Annotated in this window: 10 protein-coding genes and 2 pseudogenes; 6 read left to right on the top strand and 6 right to left on the bottom strand. The window is 73.7% G+C overall.

What is annotated here, in order from left to right:
* Positions 1-4: 4 nt before the first annotated feature.
* Positions 5-1,172: pseudogene (locus ACFY3I_RS08940) on the bottom strand (complex I subunit 5 family protein); the annotation flags it as partial.
* Positions 1,173-1,659: 487 nt separating this feature from the next.
* Between ACFY3I_RS08940 and ACFY3I_RS08945 the strand changes: the two are divergent.
* On the top strand, positions 1,660-2,115 hold the full coding sequence (locus ACFY3I_RS08945; RefSeq protein ID WP_390860118.1) for a VanZ family protein: 456 nt from the start codon (positions 1,660-1,662) through the stop codon (positions 2,113-2,115).
* Positions 2,116-2,242: 127 nt separating this feature from the next.
* A complete protein-coding gene (locus ACFY3I_RS08950; protein WP_390860010.1) occupies positions 2,243-3,484 on the top strand; it encodes an RICIN domain-containing protein in 1,242 nt (413 codons plus the stop codon).
* A gap of 22 nt (positions 3,485-3,506) precedes the next feature.
* Here ACFY3I_RS08950 and ACFY3I_RS08955 read toward each other — a convergent pair whose 3' ends face one another.
* Positions 3,507-3,755 carry a hypothetical protein gene (locus ACFY3I_RS08955; protein WP_365289491.1) on the bottom strand — a complete coding sequence of 83 codons (249 nt, stop codon included), beginning with the start codon at positions 3,753-3,755 and terminating at the stop codon, positions 3,507-3,509.
* Positions 3,756-4,425: 670 nt separating this feature from the next.
* On the opposite strand from ACFY3I_RS08955, the gene ACFY3I_RS08960 reads away from it, so the two are divergent.
* Entirely contained in the window at positions 4,426-5,388 is a 963-nt protein-coding gene (locus tag ACFY3I_RS08960) for an SDR family NAD(P)-dependent oxidoreductase (RefSeq protein WP_390860011.1), read from the top strand.
* Positions 5,389-5,507: 119 nt separating this feature from the next.
* On the opposite strand, the gene ACFY3I_RS08965 is transcribed toward ACFY3I_RS08960, so the two are convergent.
* The 3 genes and pseudogenes from ACFY3I_RS08965 to ACFY3I_RS08975 form a co-directional block, all read right to left on the bottom strand.
* On the bottom strand, positions 5,508-5,735 hold the full coding sequence (locus ACFY3I_RS08965) for a hypothetical protein (protein ID WP_390860012.1): 228 nt from the start codon (positions 5,733-5,735) through the stop codon (positions 5,508-5,510).
* Between the two features lie 78 nt (positions 5,736-5,813).
* Positions 5,814-7,103 carry an ROK family protein gene (locus ACFY3I_RS08970; protein WP_390860013.1) on the bottom strand — a complete coding sequence of 430 codons (1,290 nt, stop codon included), beginning with the start codon at positions 7,101-7,103 and terminating at the stop codon, positions 5,814-5,816.
* Positions 7,104-7,319: 216 nt separating this feature from the next.
* A pseudogene (locus tag ACFY3I_RS08975) lies at positions 7,320-10,500 on the bottom strand (cytochrome P450).
* Positions 10,501-10,663: 163 nt separating this feature from the next.
* On the opposite strand from ACFY3I_RS08975, the gene ACFY3I_RS08980 reads away from it, so the two are divergent.
* Entirely contained in the window at positions 10,664-11,320 is a 657-nt protein-coding gene (locus ACFY3I_RS08980; protein ID WP_390860014.1) for a PAS domain-containing protein, read from the top strand.
* Here the strand turns inward: ACFY3I_RS08980 and ACFY3I_RS08985 are convergent.
* Positions 11,266-12,174, bottom strand: coding sequence for a DUF3626 domain-containing protein (locus ACFY3I_RS08985; RefSeq protein WP_390860015.1), 909 nt, complete (start codon positions 12,172-12,174; stop codon positions 11,266-11,268). The genes ACFY3I_RS08980 and ACFY3I_RS08985 overlap by 55 nt on opposite strands.
* A 395-nt stretch (positions 12,175-12,569) precedes the next feature.
* On the opposite strand from ACFY3I_RS08985, the gene ACFY3I_RS08990 reads away from it, so the two are divergent.
* Together ACFY3I_RS08990 and ACFY3I_RS08995 are read left to right on the top strand one after the other, a co-directional pair.
* The gene (locus ACFY3I_RS08990) at positions 12,570-13,862 is read left to right on the top strand and encodes an aromatic acid exporter family protein (RefSeq protein WP_390860016.1); all 1,293 of its coding nucleotides are present in this window, start codon (positions 12,570-12,572) and stop codon (positions 13,860-13,862) included.
* Complete coding sequence (locus ACFY3I_RS08995; protein ID WP_390860017.1) at positions 13,859-14,896, top strand: hypothetical protein; 1,038 nt, start codon at positions 13,859-13,861, stop codon at positions 14,894-14,896. Before ACFY3I_RS08990 ends, ACFY3I_RS08995 begins: the two co-directional genes overlap by 4 nt.
* Positions 14,897-14,964 lie beyond the last annotated feature (68 nt).

Consider the following 14,964-nt stretch of genomic DNA (forward strand, 5'->3'; position numbering starts at 1 on the left):
CCGATCAGCCGCCCAGCACCCCCGGGAGGGCCGGCGCCCCGAGCGCCGCGGCACCGACCAGCAGCCAGGCCACGTGGTCCCCGACGTGCCCGGACTGCGGGCGGCGCAGCGGCAGCGCCCGGCCCCGGGCCACCAGCGGGCCGGGCCGGACGACCGCGAGAGCGGCCAGTCCGACGGCCAGGAGGGTGGAGAGGCAGCCCAGCAGGACCCCGGCGCACGTCCAGTGGACGTCCGCCGGGGTCCTGCCCCTGTCCACGGCGTGGGCGAGCACCGCGGGCAGACCGGGCGCGAGGCCCGCGGCGAGGGCGCCGGCCAGCAGCACGGCGGGTACGGCGGTCATGGTGCCCGGGACCCGGTCGAGCCGGCCCTCGGTCTCGGGCTCCTCGCCGGAGCCGGTGGTCTCGTACGCGTCGCCGCTGGGCGGCCGGTCCCCGGCGCCGAGGAAGACCCGGGCGGCGACCCGCAGCACCGCCCCCGCGTCACCGCCGACGTACAGCACGGTCAGCGGCACCCCCACCGCCTCCTCGGCGACCGACTTGCCGAGCCCGGTGCCGAACGGCGGCAGCCCGGCCAGGGCCAGTCCCCCGACGGTGAACAGGACGCCCACCGTGCGCAGTTCCCGGGCCCGGCCGTGCAGGGCGCGTTCGCCGACGTTGCCGTAGCGGTCCAGGAGGATCCCCGCGCAGGCGAACAGGGCGGCCTTCACCCCGGCGTGGCCGAGCAGGTACAGGGCGGTCCCGGAGCCCCCCGCCGGGGTCAGGACACCCAGGCCGATGAGGAACAGTCCGGTGTGGGCGATCGTGGAGTCGGCCGGCAGCCGCTTGATGTGCCGCTGGTGCCAGCACATGAAGGCGCCCAGCACGGCCGTGAGCGTGCCGAGGATGACCAGTGCCCGTTCCAGGCCGGCGGCCGGGATGCCGCCGGGTCCGGCGAAGACCGTGCCGTACACCCGCCAGACGCCGTAGGCGCCGAGCTCGACCATGACCCCGGACAGGAGCACGTAGACCGGGGGGGACGACGGCGTGGGCGTCCGGGAGCCAGAAGTGCAAGGGCACGGCTGCCGCCTTGACCAGCAGCGCGGTGAGCACCAGCACGAAGGCCGCCAGGACGAGCGCGTCGGGGCGTCCGTGCGCGTCCAGGCCGTGGCCGATCTGCGCGATGCCCGGTTCGCCGGGTGCTGTGCCAGTTTCGCCGCTGCCGGCATCCAAGCACCGCCCCCGCCGGGGGGAGCGGCGGCACGCGGGAACGGGTCCGGAGTGCCCGGGGAGCGCGGTCGGAAACCCGGAGTGTGCGTCGGCCGCCATCGCGGGTGCGCGCATCTCCGGGCGGTTCCGGGGTAACTGGGCTACCACGCCGGACTGTTCACCAGTGGAGGATTCAATGGCCAGTGCCGTCTCGCGCCTGCGCACGACCAGGGCCGAGAAGAACGAGGGGACGAAAGTGGACAAGGAGGTCGGCAAGCGGCCCGGGGTGCTGGCGAAGGTAGGCCGTGCCGTCGGCGTCCGCCGCACCGGACCGGACACCACCAGGACCGGCACCACGAAGGCCGGCGCCGCGAAGGCCGCCGTCGGGAAGAAGGCGCGCACCGGAAAGGCGGGGCGCACCGGCGGGACGGGCCGCGCGGCCAGGACCACCGGCGCCGAACGCCGGCCGCTCCCGCTGCCGTTGCGGATCCTGGCCATGCTGTTCGCGTTCGCGGCGATGGTGGGGTTCGCGGTCGTACTGGCCCGGCTGACGCTGGACCCGTCCCCGGCGTCGGTGTCGATCGCGCACACCAACCTGCATCCCGGCGAGTCCCTCAAGATCTACCTCGACCAGCCCGCCCTGCGGGACGCGGTCAAGCAGATCGGCGGGAACATCCTGCTCGGCGTGCCGTTCGGGATCCTCGTGCCGGTTCTCGTGCCGCGCGCCCGGGGCTTCTTCGGGGTGCTGCTGCTCACCGCGTTCGTGATGCTGATGGTCGAGACGGCGCAGGGTCTGCTGGTCGAGGGCCGCGCCTTCGACGTGGACGACGTCATCCTCAACACCTCGGGGGCGCTGATCGGCTGGCTGCTGGTGGGCCGGCGGCTCGGCCGGGCGGTGCACGCGCGCAAGCCCAAGAAGCAGCGGGCGTGACACTGGTCCGTACCAGAGTATTGACGCACCACTTATCTCATCTCTTAAATCAAGAGGCGACGCCTTCACCCCCCCCACCCCGGCCGGACGTCTCCCCGCGTCCGGCCGCCGTACGGAAGGAAGAGCCGTGGCCTCCCCACGAACGCTCCGCAGATGCCTGCTCGCCGCCCTGTCCGCCGTGCTCCTCGGCTCCGTCGCGGTCGGACCCGCGCACCGGGCCGAGGCCGCCGGCGCCGGCGCGGCCGCCGCGACCTTCTCCGACACCTTCGACGGTGCCGCCGGTTCGGCGGTCAATTCCTCGAAGTGGACCCTGGAGACCGGCGACAACGTCAACAACCACGAGCGGGAGTACTACACCTCCGGCACCAACAACGCGGCCCTCGACGGCCAGGGCCACCTGGTCATCACGGCCAAGAAGGAGAACCCCGCCAACTACCAGTGCTGGTACGGCACCTGCCAGTACACCTCGGCGCGGCTGAACACCTCGGGCAAGTTCAGCGCCCAGTACGGGCACGTCGAGGCCCGGATGAAGATCCCGCGCGGGCAGGGCATGTGGCCCGCGTTCTGGATGCTGGGCACCGACATCGGGCAGGTCGGCTGGCCGAACTCCGGTGAGATCGACGTGATGGAGAACGTCGGCTTCGAGCCCTCCACCGTGCACGGCACCATCCACGGTCCCGGCTACTCCGGCTCGGCCGGCATAGGCGCCGGCTACACGCTGCCGAACGGGCAGGCCTTCGCGGACGGCTTCCACACCTTCGCGGTCGACTGGGCGCCCAACTCGGTCACCTGGTCGGTCGACGGGATCCCCTACGAGACCCGCACCCCCGCCGACGTGGGCGGCAACACCTGGGCGTTCAACAAGCCGTTCTTCCTGATCCTGAACCTGGCCGTCGGCGGCTACTGGCCGGGCGACCCCAACAGCTCCACGGCCTTCCCGGCGCAGCTGGTGGTGGACTCCGTGTCGGTGACGACGAGCGACACGGCGACCGGCGCCGCGATCAAGGGGCTGGCCGGCAAGTGCGTGGACGTGGCCGGGGCGAACTCCGCCAACGGCACGCCCGTGCAGCTCTACGACTGCAACGGCAGCGCCGCCCAGAAGTGGACGGTGGGCAGCGACGGCACCGTGCGCGCGCTGGGCAAGTGCCTGGACGTCACCAGCGGCGGCACCGCTGACGGCACTCCGGTGCAGCTCTACGACTGCAACGGCAGCGCCGCCCAGAAGTGGGCCGTCTCCGCGGCGCACGACATCGTGAACCCCCAGGCGAACAAGTGCCTGGACGTCACCGGCAACAACTCGGCCAACGGCACCCGGCTGCAGATCTGGACCTGCACCGGCGGCGCCAACCAGAAGTGGACCGTCGACTGAGGCAGGCTCGCCGTCCAGCTGTTCAGTGGCGGGGCGTCCAGGTGTACTTGTCCCCGCCCACCCAGCAGACCACGGCCGGGTCGTCCAGGTCGTGGACCGTGATCCCGTGGAACGCGGCGACCGACAGCACCTCGGTGATGTCCCTCGCCTCGCCGACCACCTCACCGTCGATCTCCACGATGCGGAAGGGCGGGGTGCCCGGCCTGCCGGTCATGACGCCGAGCACCAGGATCCGCGGCTGGGAGATGAACGGGCTCGCTATCTCGGTCATGAAATCGAGGGTAGATCTCCCCGGCGGGAAGTGACCTGCCCGAGCCACCCTGACAGCGGAGGCCTCCGTGGAGTCCCGGGCGACACGCCGGGGCTCCCTCCCCTCCCGGCAGGCCGGTCCTGACACCGGCCTGCCGGGGCACGTTTTCCGCACCGCGCACGGGTTCCGGCGGGGGCGCTCGCCGTGCGAGGCCGGGACGGCAACCTCGTACCGCCGTCCGGACGCGGGCCCCGGAACCGCCCGACGGTCCGGGAACATCACCTCGGAGATTTGCCCCGATATTTGCGCGTACTTGAGCAAATGAACGAGGTTCTCACGAGGCACCGCGGGGTAGTCCGCGAGTGCGACGGCTGCCCCCTCACGGACAGGGTCGGGTGACGTGGGTCACCCGGAGGGCCGGGAACAGCACGGGGTCGTTGCCCGTTGAACGACACGTGGGTGTGGACGGGACAGTGTCCCCGGGCCTCATCTTTCGCCCACAGGGACGATCGTTCGGCTGAAGCCCTGTGGAGCCGTCCGCCGAGAGGCGACCGCCGTCCGCGCCCACCACCTGACCGCCCCGGTCGCGAATCCCCCGTCGCGGCCGGGGCTTTGCGCTGTTCGGGGGTCCGGGAAGCCGGGACGATCTCGACTTGACTTCGAGAGCACTCCAATTCGTAGCGTTCAGGTCATGAGCACTACGACTCCGCAGCACAAGATCGGTTCCGGATTCGGCGCGGACAGCACCGCCGAGGACGTCCTGGCCGGCCTCGACCTCGACGGCCGGCTCGCGGTCGTCACCGGCGGCTACTCCGGGCTCGGCCTGGAGACCACCAGAGCGCTGACCGGGGCGGGGGCCCGCGTCGTCGTCCCGGCCAGGCGGGCCGAGGCCGCCCGCGAGGCGCTGGCGGACCTGGACGGCGTCGAGGTGGACGAACTGGACCTCGGCGACCTGGACAGCGTGCGCGGCTTCGCCGAGCGGTTCCTCGCCTCCGGCCGGACCGTGGACTTCATGATCGACAACGCGGGCATCATGGCCTGCCCGGAGACCCGGGTGGGTCCCGGCTGGGAGGCCCAGTTCGCCACCAACCACCTCGGGCACTTCGCCCTGGTCAACCGGCTCTGGCCGGCGCTTTCGGCGGGCGGCGCCCGGGTCGTCTCGGTCTCCTCGCGCGCCCACCACTTCGCCGGCATGCGCTGGGACGACGTCCAGTGGCGGCACGGATACGACAAGTGGCAGGCCTACGGCCAGGCCAAGACCGCGAACGTGCTGTTCGCCGTCCACCTGGACCGGCTCGGCCGGGACTCCGGCGTGCGCGCCTTCGCCCTGCATCCGGGCGGCATCATGACCCCGCTGCAGCGGCACATCCCCCACGAGGAGATGGTCGAGCGGGGCTGGATCGACGAGCAGGGCACGGTACTGAACCCGCAGGGCTTCAAGACGCCCCCGCAGGGCGCGGCCACCCAGACCTGGGCGGCCACCTCCCCGCAGCTGGCGGGCATGGGCGGGGTGTACCTGGAGGACTGCGACATCGCCGAGCCCGCCGTGGAGGGCTCGACGGCCGGCGTCAGGGACTGGGCGGTCGACCCGGACCAGGCCGCCCGGCTCTGGGACCTGTCGGCGGAGCTGACGGGCGTGAACGCCTTCGCCTGACACACGGCGGGACGACCGCGAGTCGCGGTCCGCGTTCAGGCCCGGGCGGGTCGTCGTCCGCGTGCAAGCCGGGGCGAGTCGCGGTCCCCGTTCAAGCCCGGGCGAGTCGCGGTCCGCGTTCAGGCCGACGGCTCCTCCGGCAGGGGCTCCTCCGGTTCCACCACCCCCGGCCGCGGCGTACCGCGCAGTCCCGTCCCGGCCTCGTCCGTGCCGGGGAGGGCGGCGTCGTCCCGGGCGTCCGGGTGAACGCCCTCCGCCGCGTCCCACGGGTCGCGGTCGTCGGGCGTGGCCTGCTGGTCCGGCAGGTCCCGGGGCACGGGCCCACCCTGCTGCTGTCGTTCACCCACGGCTGCTCCCCTCACGCCTGTCATCGGTCCGGGCGGTACGCGGGTACCTCGGCCGGGGACCGTGAAACCGGAGGCGGCTCAGCGCGGGGTCCGCTCCTGAAGGGCCGTGCGCCAGGCCGGCAGGCGGTCCTCGGTCGCCGGTTCCGCACGGCGGCCGCCGCGGCTGAAGAAGTCGGCCAGGGGCAGGATCGCGGCCCCGACGGTGACAGCGTCCGGCCCGAGCCGGCCGAGGTCGATGGTGACCTGCTCGGCGGGGTGCCGCAGCGCGTACGTGGTGGCGTACCGGCGTACGGCGGGCAGGAAGCGGGCGCCGAGCTGGAGCCCGGCCCAGCCGCCGATCAGGATCCGCTCCGGCTGGAAGAGGTTGATCAGATCCGAGAGGCCCGCGCCCAGGTACTCGGCGGTCTCCTCCAGCACGGCGAGCGCGACCGGATCGGGCTCGGTGCCCTCGGGCGGGTAGGCGGCGGCGAGCATCGCGGTCAGCGCGGTCTCCTCGTCGGTGCCCTCGGCCGGACGGCCGCCCTCCTCGCGCCACCGGGCCAGCAGCGACTCGGCGCCCGCGTAGGCCTCCAGGCAGCCCAGCGCGCCGCACCGGCAGCGGCGGCCCCGCACCCGCACCGTGAGGTGGCCCCACTCGACGGCACGGCCGTGCTCCACCTCGGCGGTGACCAGGCAGGCGCCGACGCCGGAGCCGAACAGCACCACGACCGCGTTGTCCGCGCCGCGCCCGGCGCCGAACCACATCTCGGCCTGGCCGAGGGTCTTGGCTCCGTTGTCGATGAAGTAGCGGACGGAGTCGGGGAGCCGGCAGCCGGTGCGGAGCAGTTCCTCCAGCGGGACGGCGTCCCAGCCGATGGTCTGGCCGTGCACCACGGCACCCCGGTCCGCGGTGTGCTCGACGATGCCGGGGACGCCGACGCCGACACCGAGCAGCATGTCGGGCGAGGCCCCGCCGGTCGCGAGGACCTCCGCGATGCCGTCCCTGATGTGGCCGACGATCACCTCGACGTCGTAGCCCTGCTGCTCCAGCGGACGCTCGACCCGGGCCAGTTCGGTGAGCGTGAGGTCGAAGAGCTCGACCCGGACCCGGGTCTCGCCGACGTCGACGCCGATCATGTGGCCGCTGTTCGGGGCGACGCGCAGCAGGGTGCGGGGTCGGCCGCCGTCGGAGTCGACGCTGCCGGCCTCCTCGACCAGGCCGTCGGCGACCAGGTCGGCGACCACGTTGCTCACCGAGCCGGAGCTCAGGCCGGTGGCCGGGCCCAGTTCGAAGCGGCTGAGGGGGCCGTCGAAATAGAGCCGCTGGAGCACGGCCGTACGGTTGGCCCTCCTGAGGTCGCGTACCGTGCGCCCGTTCCGCCCCGCCATGTGGCTCCCTTCACGAACCCTTCCCGACCTGCAACATACTCCTTCGAGGGGGCGGAAGCGATATTTTCCCAACCCTTAGTTCACGCTGTGAGCTAAGGAGGGCGCGGTGCCGGATGCCACCGAGGGGGTGCGGGTCGCACGCGGGCCGCGGGTCCGTTCCGGTCACCCGCGCGGTTCCCCGCACCTCCGACCGGGTACCGCGGGCGGCGGCGCCGCTCAACTCGACACGTACACATCCTCCACAAAACGGCCTTCCGCCACCAGGGAGTTCAGCCATTCGTCGGGATTCCCCCCGGGGACGCGGTCGCGGAACATCTCTTGGAACGCCTCCCGGACCCCCGGCGCCATCCTGCCGCCGTCCCCGCAGACGTACACCCGGGCGCCCGCGGCCAGCAGGGCCCAGACCTCGTCCGACTCGGCCGCGACGCGATGCTGGACGAAGGTGCCCTCCGTGCTGAAGCCCGGGGCGCAGCGACACCGCTCCGGCGGTCTCGGCGGCGCGGAGCTCCTCGGCGTGCAGGAAGTCCGCGTCGGCGGCGTCGCAGCCGAAGTAGCAGAGCGCGGGCGGCAGTTCGGCACCCGCCGCGAGCGCGGCCCTGCGATCGGCGACGGCGCCCCGGAAGGGGGCGAGTCCGGTGCCCGCGGCGATCATGACGGCCGGTGCGCCGGCGTCGACACGGAAGGCCTCCCGGCAGGGCTGGACCCGGGCGTACAGCGTGTCGCCCGCCCGCAGGGTCGCGAGGTGGCCGGAGCCGGTGCCGCGGAAGGTTCCCCTGCCGGAGCGCGCGGGGGCCTCCAGCAGGGAGACCATCAGGTCGGCGTGGCGGGGGCCGGCGGCCGGTGACGAGGAGATCGAGTAGTGGCGCGGCCGGATCGGGGTGAGGAGTTCCAGGAGGCGCGGCCAGTCCAGGGCCCCGCGCAGCGCCGGGTGGTCCTCGATGATCTCGACCAGGGTGCGCGGGTCGTCGCCCGGGACGGCACGGGCGGCACCGGCGGCGAGGTCGGTGAGGGCGGCCTTCTCCGGCGGGCACGGGTCGGCGTCGGCCAGCAGGGCAAACTGGCGGGCGTTCGGGCGCTCCTGCAACTCGACATGATGAGTCAGGAGTTGACTGACCGTCACGGGTCGGTCGACGGCGAGGCCGTCGCGGCGCGGGCGGTGGGCGCGGATGTCGAGGGCGGTGTCGAGGCCGACGCCGAGGGCGGCGGCCGCGCGGGCGACGAGCGCCGGGGCGTTGGCGGGGAGCACGGTCAGGTGATCGGCGGTGCGGTAGGTGACGCCGTCGGGCAGGGCGACCCGCAGGAACCGCTTGGTGCGGGGGTGGCCGGGGGCGGTCAGGTCACGGGTCTCGGTCACCGTCATGGGGACCAGTCCATGGTGCTCCGCGAGGGCGTCGAGGGAGCCGCCGGTCAGGGCGCGGACCTCGTAGGCGGCGGTGGCCCCGGGTCCGGCCGGGGTCGCGTCCGGGTCGCCGTACCGATCGAGCAGGGCGGCACGCACTCGGGCGGTGAACTCGCTGACGGTGCCGGCCAGGTCGCCGGAGGCGTCGGCGGCCGCCCGGCCGGTGAGGCGGATGGCGCCGAGTTCGGCGAGGCGGTCGTCGAGCCGGGTCGGGAAGTGCTGGTAGGTGGCGGCCCAGTTGCGGTCGCCGACGCCGAGGACGGCGTAGGTCACTCCGGTGAGGTCGGGGGCGCCGTCGAGCCAGGCGGCGAAGGCGGTGGCGTCGTCGGTGGGGCGGCCGTTGTAGGAGGCGGCGGTGATCACGACGGGCCGGCCGGTGGGCAGCCCGCCCGCGTAGGCGTCCAGCGCCGCCACCTCGGTGACACAGCCGATGTCGGCCGCCTCGTCGGCGAGTTGGGCGGCGAAACCACGGCAGGTGCCGTAGTTGCTGCCGTGCAGGAGGAGGGCGCGGGTGCCGGTGCGGACCCGGGCCGGCGAAGCCGCGGCCTCGATCGGGTCGAGGGCGACGGCCGGCGCGGCTCCGGGCAGCGGCGGGTGGACCCGGTCGGCGGGGGTCCGCGGGGTGAGGGTCAGGGTGAAGCCCTCGGGCTTGAGGGTGAGGGTCTCCTTGACGGTGAGCCGGTAGTCGGCGTGGTCGTGCGGCCGGTAGCGGTGGACCAGCATGGCCAGCAGCATGGTCGCCTCGTGCAGGGCGAACTGCCGTCCGATGCAGGCGCGTTCGCCGGTTCCGAAGGGCTTGAAGGCGTGCACCGGGCGCGCCGCCTCGGCCTGCGGGGTGAACCGGGAGGGGTCGAACAGCTCCGGGTTGTCGCCCCAGACCGGCTGCCGGTGCAGCATCGGGGCGAGCACGGTGACGGCCTGTCCGGCCTTGAGCGGGATCCGGCCGCCGAGCAGGGTGTCGTCGAGGGCGTACCGGCCGAAGGCGGCGGCGGTGGGCCACAGCCGCAGTGCCTCGTTGAGCACCTGCCGGGTGTAGGCGAGGCGTCCGACCTCGTCGTAGGTCGGCTCCGGGTCCGGCGTGTCGCCCCACAGGGCGTCCGCCTCGCGCTGCACCAGGTGGAGCACGGCCGGGTTCTTGACCAGGTGGTACAGGGCGAAGGACATGGCACCGGAGGTCGTCTCGTGGCCGGCGATGAGGAAGGTGATGACCTGGTTGCGGATGTTGGCCGGGTCCAGGGTGGTGCCGTCGTGAGGGTGCCGGGCGGAGAGCATCAGGCCGAGCAGGTCCCCGGCCCCGCTCTGGTCGGTGCCGGCGCGGGAGGCGATGACGTCGTCGACGACCCGGGCGAGGTGGTCCGCGTCGTGCCGGAAGGCCGCGTCGGCCGCCGAGTGGTCGGTGCCGGGGCGACGGGCCGGACGGGTCATGCTCCACTCCAGGCAGCGGACCATCGACTCGACGAAGGGGTGGGGGCCGGTGCGCTCGAAGGAGCCGAAGTCGTGGCCGAAGCCCGCCAGGCCGATGGTGTCGCGCGTCATCCGGGTCATGTCGTCCGGGACGTCGACGGGCCGGCCGTCCCGTGCGGCACGGTCCCAGCATCCGATGAGCCGGCGGGCGACCCGCAGCATCACCGGGTGGTAGGTGCGCATCGACCCCAGGGCGAAGGCGGGCATGAGGATGTCGTGTGCCCTCGCCCAGTTGGGCTCGTGGTTGTACGCGGTGAACAGCCCGTCGGCGGCGAAGGCCCGGACGTTCTCCAGGGCGGGCCCGACGTGCTTGGCGAACCGCCGCTCGTCGGCGAGGTCGGCGACCAGATCGGCGTCGGCGACGAACAGGGTGTCCCGCCCGTGCAGCCGCCGCACGAGGACCGGCCCGTGCTCCCGCATCAGATTCATGACCTGCTGGATCGGGGTGCGGCCGGGGCCGGTGGCGGTGATGTCGACGACGGGTACGCCGGACGGCGTGACCGCGGGGTGGGGGTGCGGCGCGGTGGGGGGCATGGCGCGACAACTGCCTTTCGCAATAAGGAAGTCCTGCGATCAAGCGTGGTCCCCCGGGGCCGCGGCGCGGTGCCGCCGCACTACACGATCGTGCAGTGACAAGTGCGGCCCGGCTCTTGCGCGATCCCGGTCGGGTTGCTTCTGACCTGCGTGGTCGCCTTGGATGGAGGGCGAGGGAGCGGAGGCGGGCATGGCGGCGGACGGGCTCGACGGTGTGGTGTGGCGCAACCGTGCCCTGACCCTCTTCGACCGGGTGGCGGTGCCGGTCGCGGTGTGCGACGTGCACGGGCTGGTGCTGCTGGCCAACCCTGCGATGGCCGCCGAGTGCGGTACGGCGCCGGGACGGCTGCGTGGCCGGGAGGTGCTGGATCTGTTCCGCCCGCAGGAGGAGGCGCAGGTGGAGCGCATCGCCGAGGCGCTGCGGCTGCGGCACCGCTCGCGCTACCAGGTGTCGGTGCGGTGGCGGGCGCCCGGCGGGGCCGAGCGGTACGGGGAGCTGACGGCGGACCCGGTCAGCGAGGCCGTGGGCGAGACGCCGTCGCTGCTGGTGATGCTGCGCCCGGACGGCGAGCGCGAGGTGCCGCCGGCGGAACCGGCGAGGGTCACCCCCGTGGAGGCGCGGGTGCTGGCCCTGCTGGCCAGGGGTGCCGGCACGGCCCAGGCCGCCCGCGACCTGGGCCTCACCAGGGACGGTGTCACCTACCACCTGCGCCGCCTGTCGGCCCGCTGGTCCGCGGCCAACCGCACCGAACTGGTCGCCCGCGCCTACGCCTTGGGCGTACTGACCCCGGGCGTCTGGCCGCCCGAACCGACGCCGTAGGCCGTACCGGCCCCCTCCGGGGCACCGAACCGCGCGAGAATGTGCCAGACCATCTTGAGATCCTGAACGGGGTACCGGCCGGCGCGGGCGGCGTCACCGATGATCCGGGGGTCTACGACGCCCTTCTCGGCGATCAGGGCACCGAGTTCCGCGTACCTTGGGCCCCGGTAATCCGCCCGGCGGCGCAGGTCGGCGACGGTGAGCCGGTAGCCGGGGTGCCATTCGAGCGGGAAGGGCAGCCGCAGGGCCGCCGTCTCGACGGGGGTCCCGCGGTAGCAGTCGTCCAGCACCAGCGCGGCCACGTCCCGGTCGAGCCGTACGCCGCCGTGCACCTGCGTCTCGATGTAGTCGTTGAGGGCGTCCCGCTCGTCGGCCTCGGCGAGGGCGAGCAGGTGCGTGCCGGCGGCGACGCCGAAGTCCGTCGGTTCGGCCGCGCTGTCGGGGTAGCAGAAGGTCGCGCGGTGAAGTGCGGCTCCGGTCAGCCGCAGGTGCGAGGAGCCGAACCGCGGGGCCGCGCCGACCGCTTGGCGGCGGAAGTTCAGCGCTCCGTACACCGGCCGTTCGGCCGGGTCGGCGTCGTCGTAGGTCCCGCCGAAGATCCGGCTCTCCCAGCGCCAGCGGTCGCCGCCGGGGTGCGCGGTGAGTCCGCCGTTGCTGGTGCCGGTGACGAACTGGGAGTGGTAGACACCGTCCCGGGCCAGCGCCTCCAGGATCGGGAGCCCGGCCGAGTGCCGGTCGGGGTGGAAGTTCAGGGTGACGGGCAGAGCGGGATCGACGGCCGGCCCCGAGGACAGCGCGGCCACGTGACGCAGCGCCGCCACGGCTCGCGGCGTCCCGATGTCCGCGCTTCCCATCCGCTCCCCCACGGCCTGCCCTCGGCCTGTCCCCGGCCTGTCCCCGGCCTTCCACCCGTCCGATTTCGGCCGAGCGTATCCGGTCAGGGCGGGTCCGGTCGCGGTGGTTTCCTCGTGCCGGGGGCGGGAGGCGCGGCGCGGTTTCCGGGTGCGTGTGCGGTGTGGTGTGGTGTCCGGGCGCGCCGACGAGGTGGTGCCGGCCGAGCCGACCACCTGGCTTCCGGCCGAGCCGACCGCTTGGTTTCCGGCCGAGCCGACGGCGTGGTGTCCGGCCGGGCGTGTGGTGCGGTCGGCGGGCACGCTCCGTAGTCCACCCTGGTCATGCGGCCACCGGCGCGCGGGTGATCCGCAGCAAACACGTTCGGCGTGCCGCGTGAGCGGGAACAGGGCAAGGGATGCAAGACGTACGAGAGTGGGCCAGGGGTCTGCCGGAACTGGTGCGGCGCCATCGGGACCCGGTGGTCGTCCAGACGCTGCGGTCGGCCGCCGCCGCCACCATCGCCTACGTCGTCGCGCTCCGGCTGAGTCCGGAACCCGCTCCGCTCACCGCTCCGCTGACCGCGCTCCTGGTCGTCCAGGTGACCCTGTACGCGACCCTCACCAACGGGTTCCGCCGGGTCAACGCGGTGGTGGCCGGTGTGCTGGTCGCCATCGCCTTCAGCCAGTTGGTGGGGCTGACCTGGTGGAGCCTGGCCCTGCTGATCGTGGCCTCGCTGGGGGTGGGGCATCTGGTCCGTGTCGACGAGTACATCCCCGAGGTGGCGATCAGCGCCATGCTGGTGCTCGGGGTGACCACCATCAGCAGTACGGCGTGGGCACGGATCGTGGAGACCCTGATCGGCGCGGCCGTCGGGATGGGGTGCAACCTCCTGCTCCCTCCCCCGGTGTGGGTGGACGAGGCCGGCGAGTCGATCGAGGGCCTGGCCCGCCGGCTGCGGCAGCTGATGCTGCGCATGGGCGAGGAGGCGTCGGGGCCGACCCCCTGGCGGCAGGCGGCCGAGCGGCTGCACGAGGCCCGGCGGCTCGACCACGCCATCATCGACGTGGACGCGGCGCTGCGGCAGGCCGAGGACAGTCTGCGGCTCAATCCGCGGGTCCGGGAGGGCCTGCTGCACCGGGTGGTGCTGCGCACGGGTCTGGACACGCTGGAGATCTGCACGGTCGTGCTGCGGGTGCTGGCCCGCACCTTCACCGACCTGGCCAAGGCCCGCGAGCCCGAACGGATGTTCGCCCCGGACACGGGGGCGGCCGTGGAGCAGCTGCTGTCCCAGATCGCCGACGCCGTGGTGAGCTTCGCGGTGCTGGTGACCACCAGCATCAGCGAGAGCGCCGAGTCGGCCGAGGCGCGGCTCTCCGCCGAGCTGCACACCGCGGCCGGCACCCGCGACAAGCTCGCCGGGCTGCTGCGCGACGAGATCCGCGGCGACGACCGGGACTGGCAGCTGCTGGGTGCCGTGCTGACCGAGGTCAACCGGCTCATCGACGAGATGGACACCGAGCACCGCACGCGCCGGCTGCTGGAGGAGCTGGACCGGGTCTCCGGCGAGCAGCGCGCCGCACGGCCGCGGCTGACCTGGCTGCGGGAGCGGATCGGCGTACCGGAGCGGCTGCGGCGGAACCGGGAGGGTGGTGCCGGGCGTTCTCGGTCGAGGACGGAGAACAGGGCGCAGGAGGGGGCACGCCGGTGACGGACACGACGGTGCGGATCGACGGGAGCACGCTGCGGCTGCCCGGCGGGGTGGCGGTGCGCTTCGTGCGCACCCTGCGCCTGCCGGAGACGGGCACGCATCCGCTGCCGCCTGGGCTCGGCGAGTTCCCGGTCCGGCGGGTGGACGACTTCCCCGACACGGTCCCGGCCGAGTGGCGGGCGCGGGGCGGGGTGATGCTCCCGGTGTACCTGCGTGAGGCGATGTGGCTGAGCTTCGCGGGCACGGCGGAGCCGGCCGCCCTCCAGGTCGGCGTCGGCAAGGTGTGCGCGGTCTCCGGAAAGCCGTGGAGCGACCGGCTGTCCCAGGATCCGCAGAACTATCTGGTACTGCCCCGGCAGCCCTGGCTGGACGGGATCAATTCGGGCAAGGGCACGGTCCGCCAGTTCGTCGCGGTGCCGCTCGGTCTGGGCGCCACCGTGGAGGGGCAGGTCACCGGCGAGGAGGTGTGGGGCGGGGTGCAGCTCCAGTCCTTCACGCTCGCGGAGGAGCCGCTCGCCCGGTGGCGGCGCGAGGAGCGGCTGCGCCGGGAGCGGCCCCCGGCGCCGGGAGGGCCCGGTGGCTACGGCGCGGCACTGCCGATGATGGCGGCGCCCGCCGCGCCCGCGCCGGGCGGCGCCCCGCGCTCCCGCTCGGCCGGGATGGGCCTCGGGGTGGGCGGCTCGATGCGCCAGGAGGTCTACGAGGACGACCGGCCGGCGCGGGACTGGTGCGACCGTCCCGCCGGGCGGGTCTTCGTGCACCTGGTCACGCCCCCCGAGTGGCGCCGCATCACGGGCGAGGAGCCCCCGCCGTCGCCGGTGGACCGGGCCGCGTACACGCGCGCCGGCCTGCCCTGGTACGACTACTACGACCAGGACGCCCGGGATCTCGACCCCACGGACGCACTGGAGGGGGTCAAGCCGGTCGGCGACTGGCTCGGGGACGACCTGGAGCCCTGGCAGCAGCCGTCCGACGGGCAGGTGATCCCTCTGAAGGACCCGCCCGGCAAGCCGGTGACGGACGGCGACTGGTAGCGCTCGTTGCAGGTGGCGCAACCGTCGTTGCCCTTCTTGCCTTCGACCGTGGGTCCGCGTCAAGGTTG

Origin of the sequence: Streptomyces sp. NPDC001068, from assembly GCF_042897315.1 — a bacterium.
Lineage (GTDB): Bacteria > Actinomycetota > Actinomycetes > Streptomycetales > Streptomycetaceae > Streptomyces.

Excerpts from the sequence above, each read along its gene's own strand:
- ACFY3I_RS08955 (WP_365289491.1), bottom strand. The coding sequence starts at position 3,755 with ATGACCGAGATAGCGAGCCCGTTCATCTCCCAGCCGCGGATCCTGGTG.
- ACFY3I_RS08960 (WP_390860011.1), top strand. The coding sequence starts at position 4,426 with ATGAGCACTACGACTCCGCAGCACAAGATCGGTTCCGGATTCGGCGCG.
- ACFY3I_RS08970 (WP_390860013.1), bottom strand. The coding sequence starts at position 7,103 with ATGGCGGGGCGGAACGGGCGCACGGTACGCGACCTCAGGAGGGCCAAC.
- ACFY3I_RS08980 (WP_390860014.1), top strand. The coding sequence starts at position 10,664 with ATGGAGGGCGAGGGAGCGGAGGCGGGCATGGCGGCGGACGGGCTCGAC.
- ACFY3I_RS08985 (WP_390860015.1), bottom strand. The coding sequence starts at position 12,174 with ATGGGAAGCGCGGACATCGGGACGCCGCGAGCCGTGGCGGCGCTGCGT.
- ACFY3I_RS08990 (WP_390860016.1), top strand. The coding sequence starts at position 12,570 with ATGCAAGACGTACGAGAGTGGGCCAGGGGTCTGCCGGAACTGGTGCGG.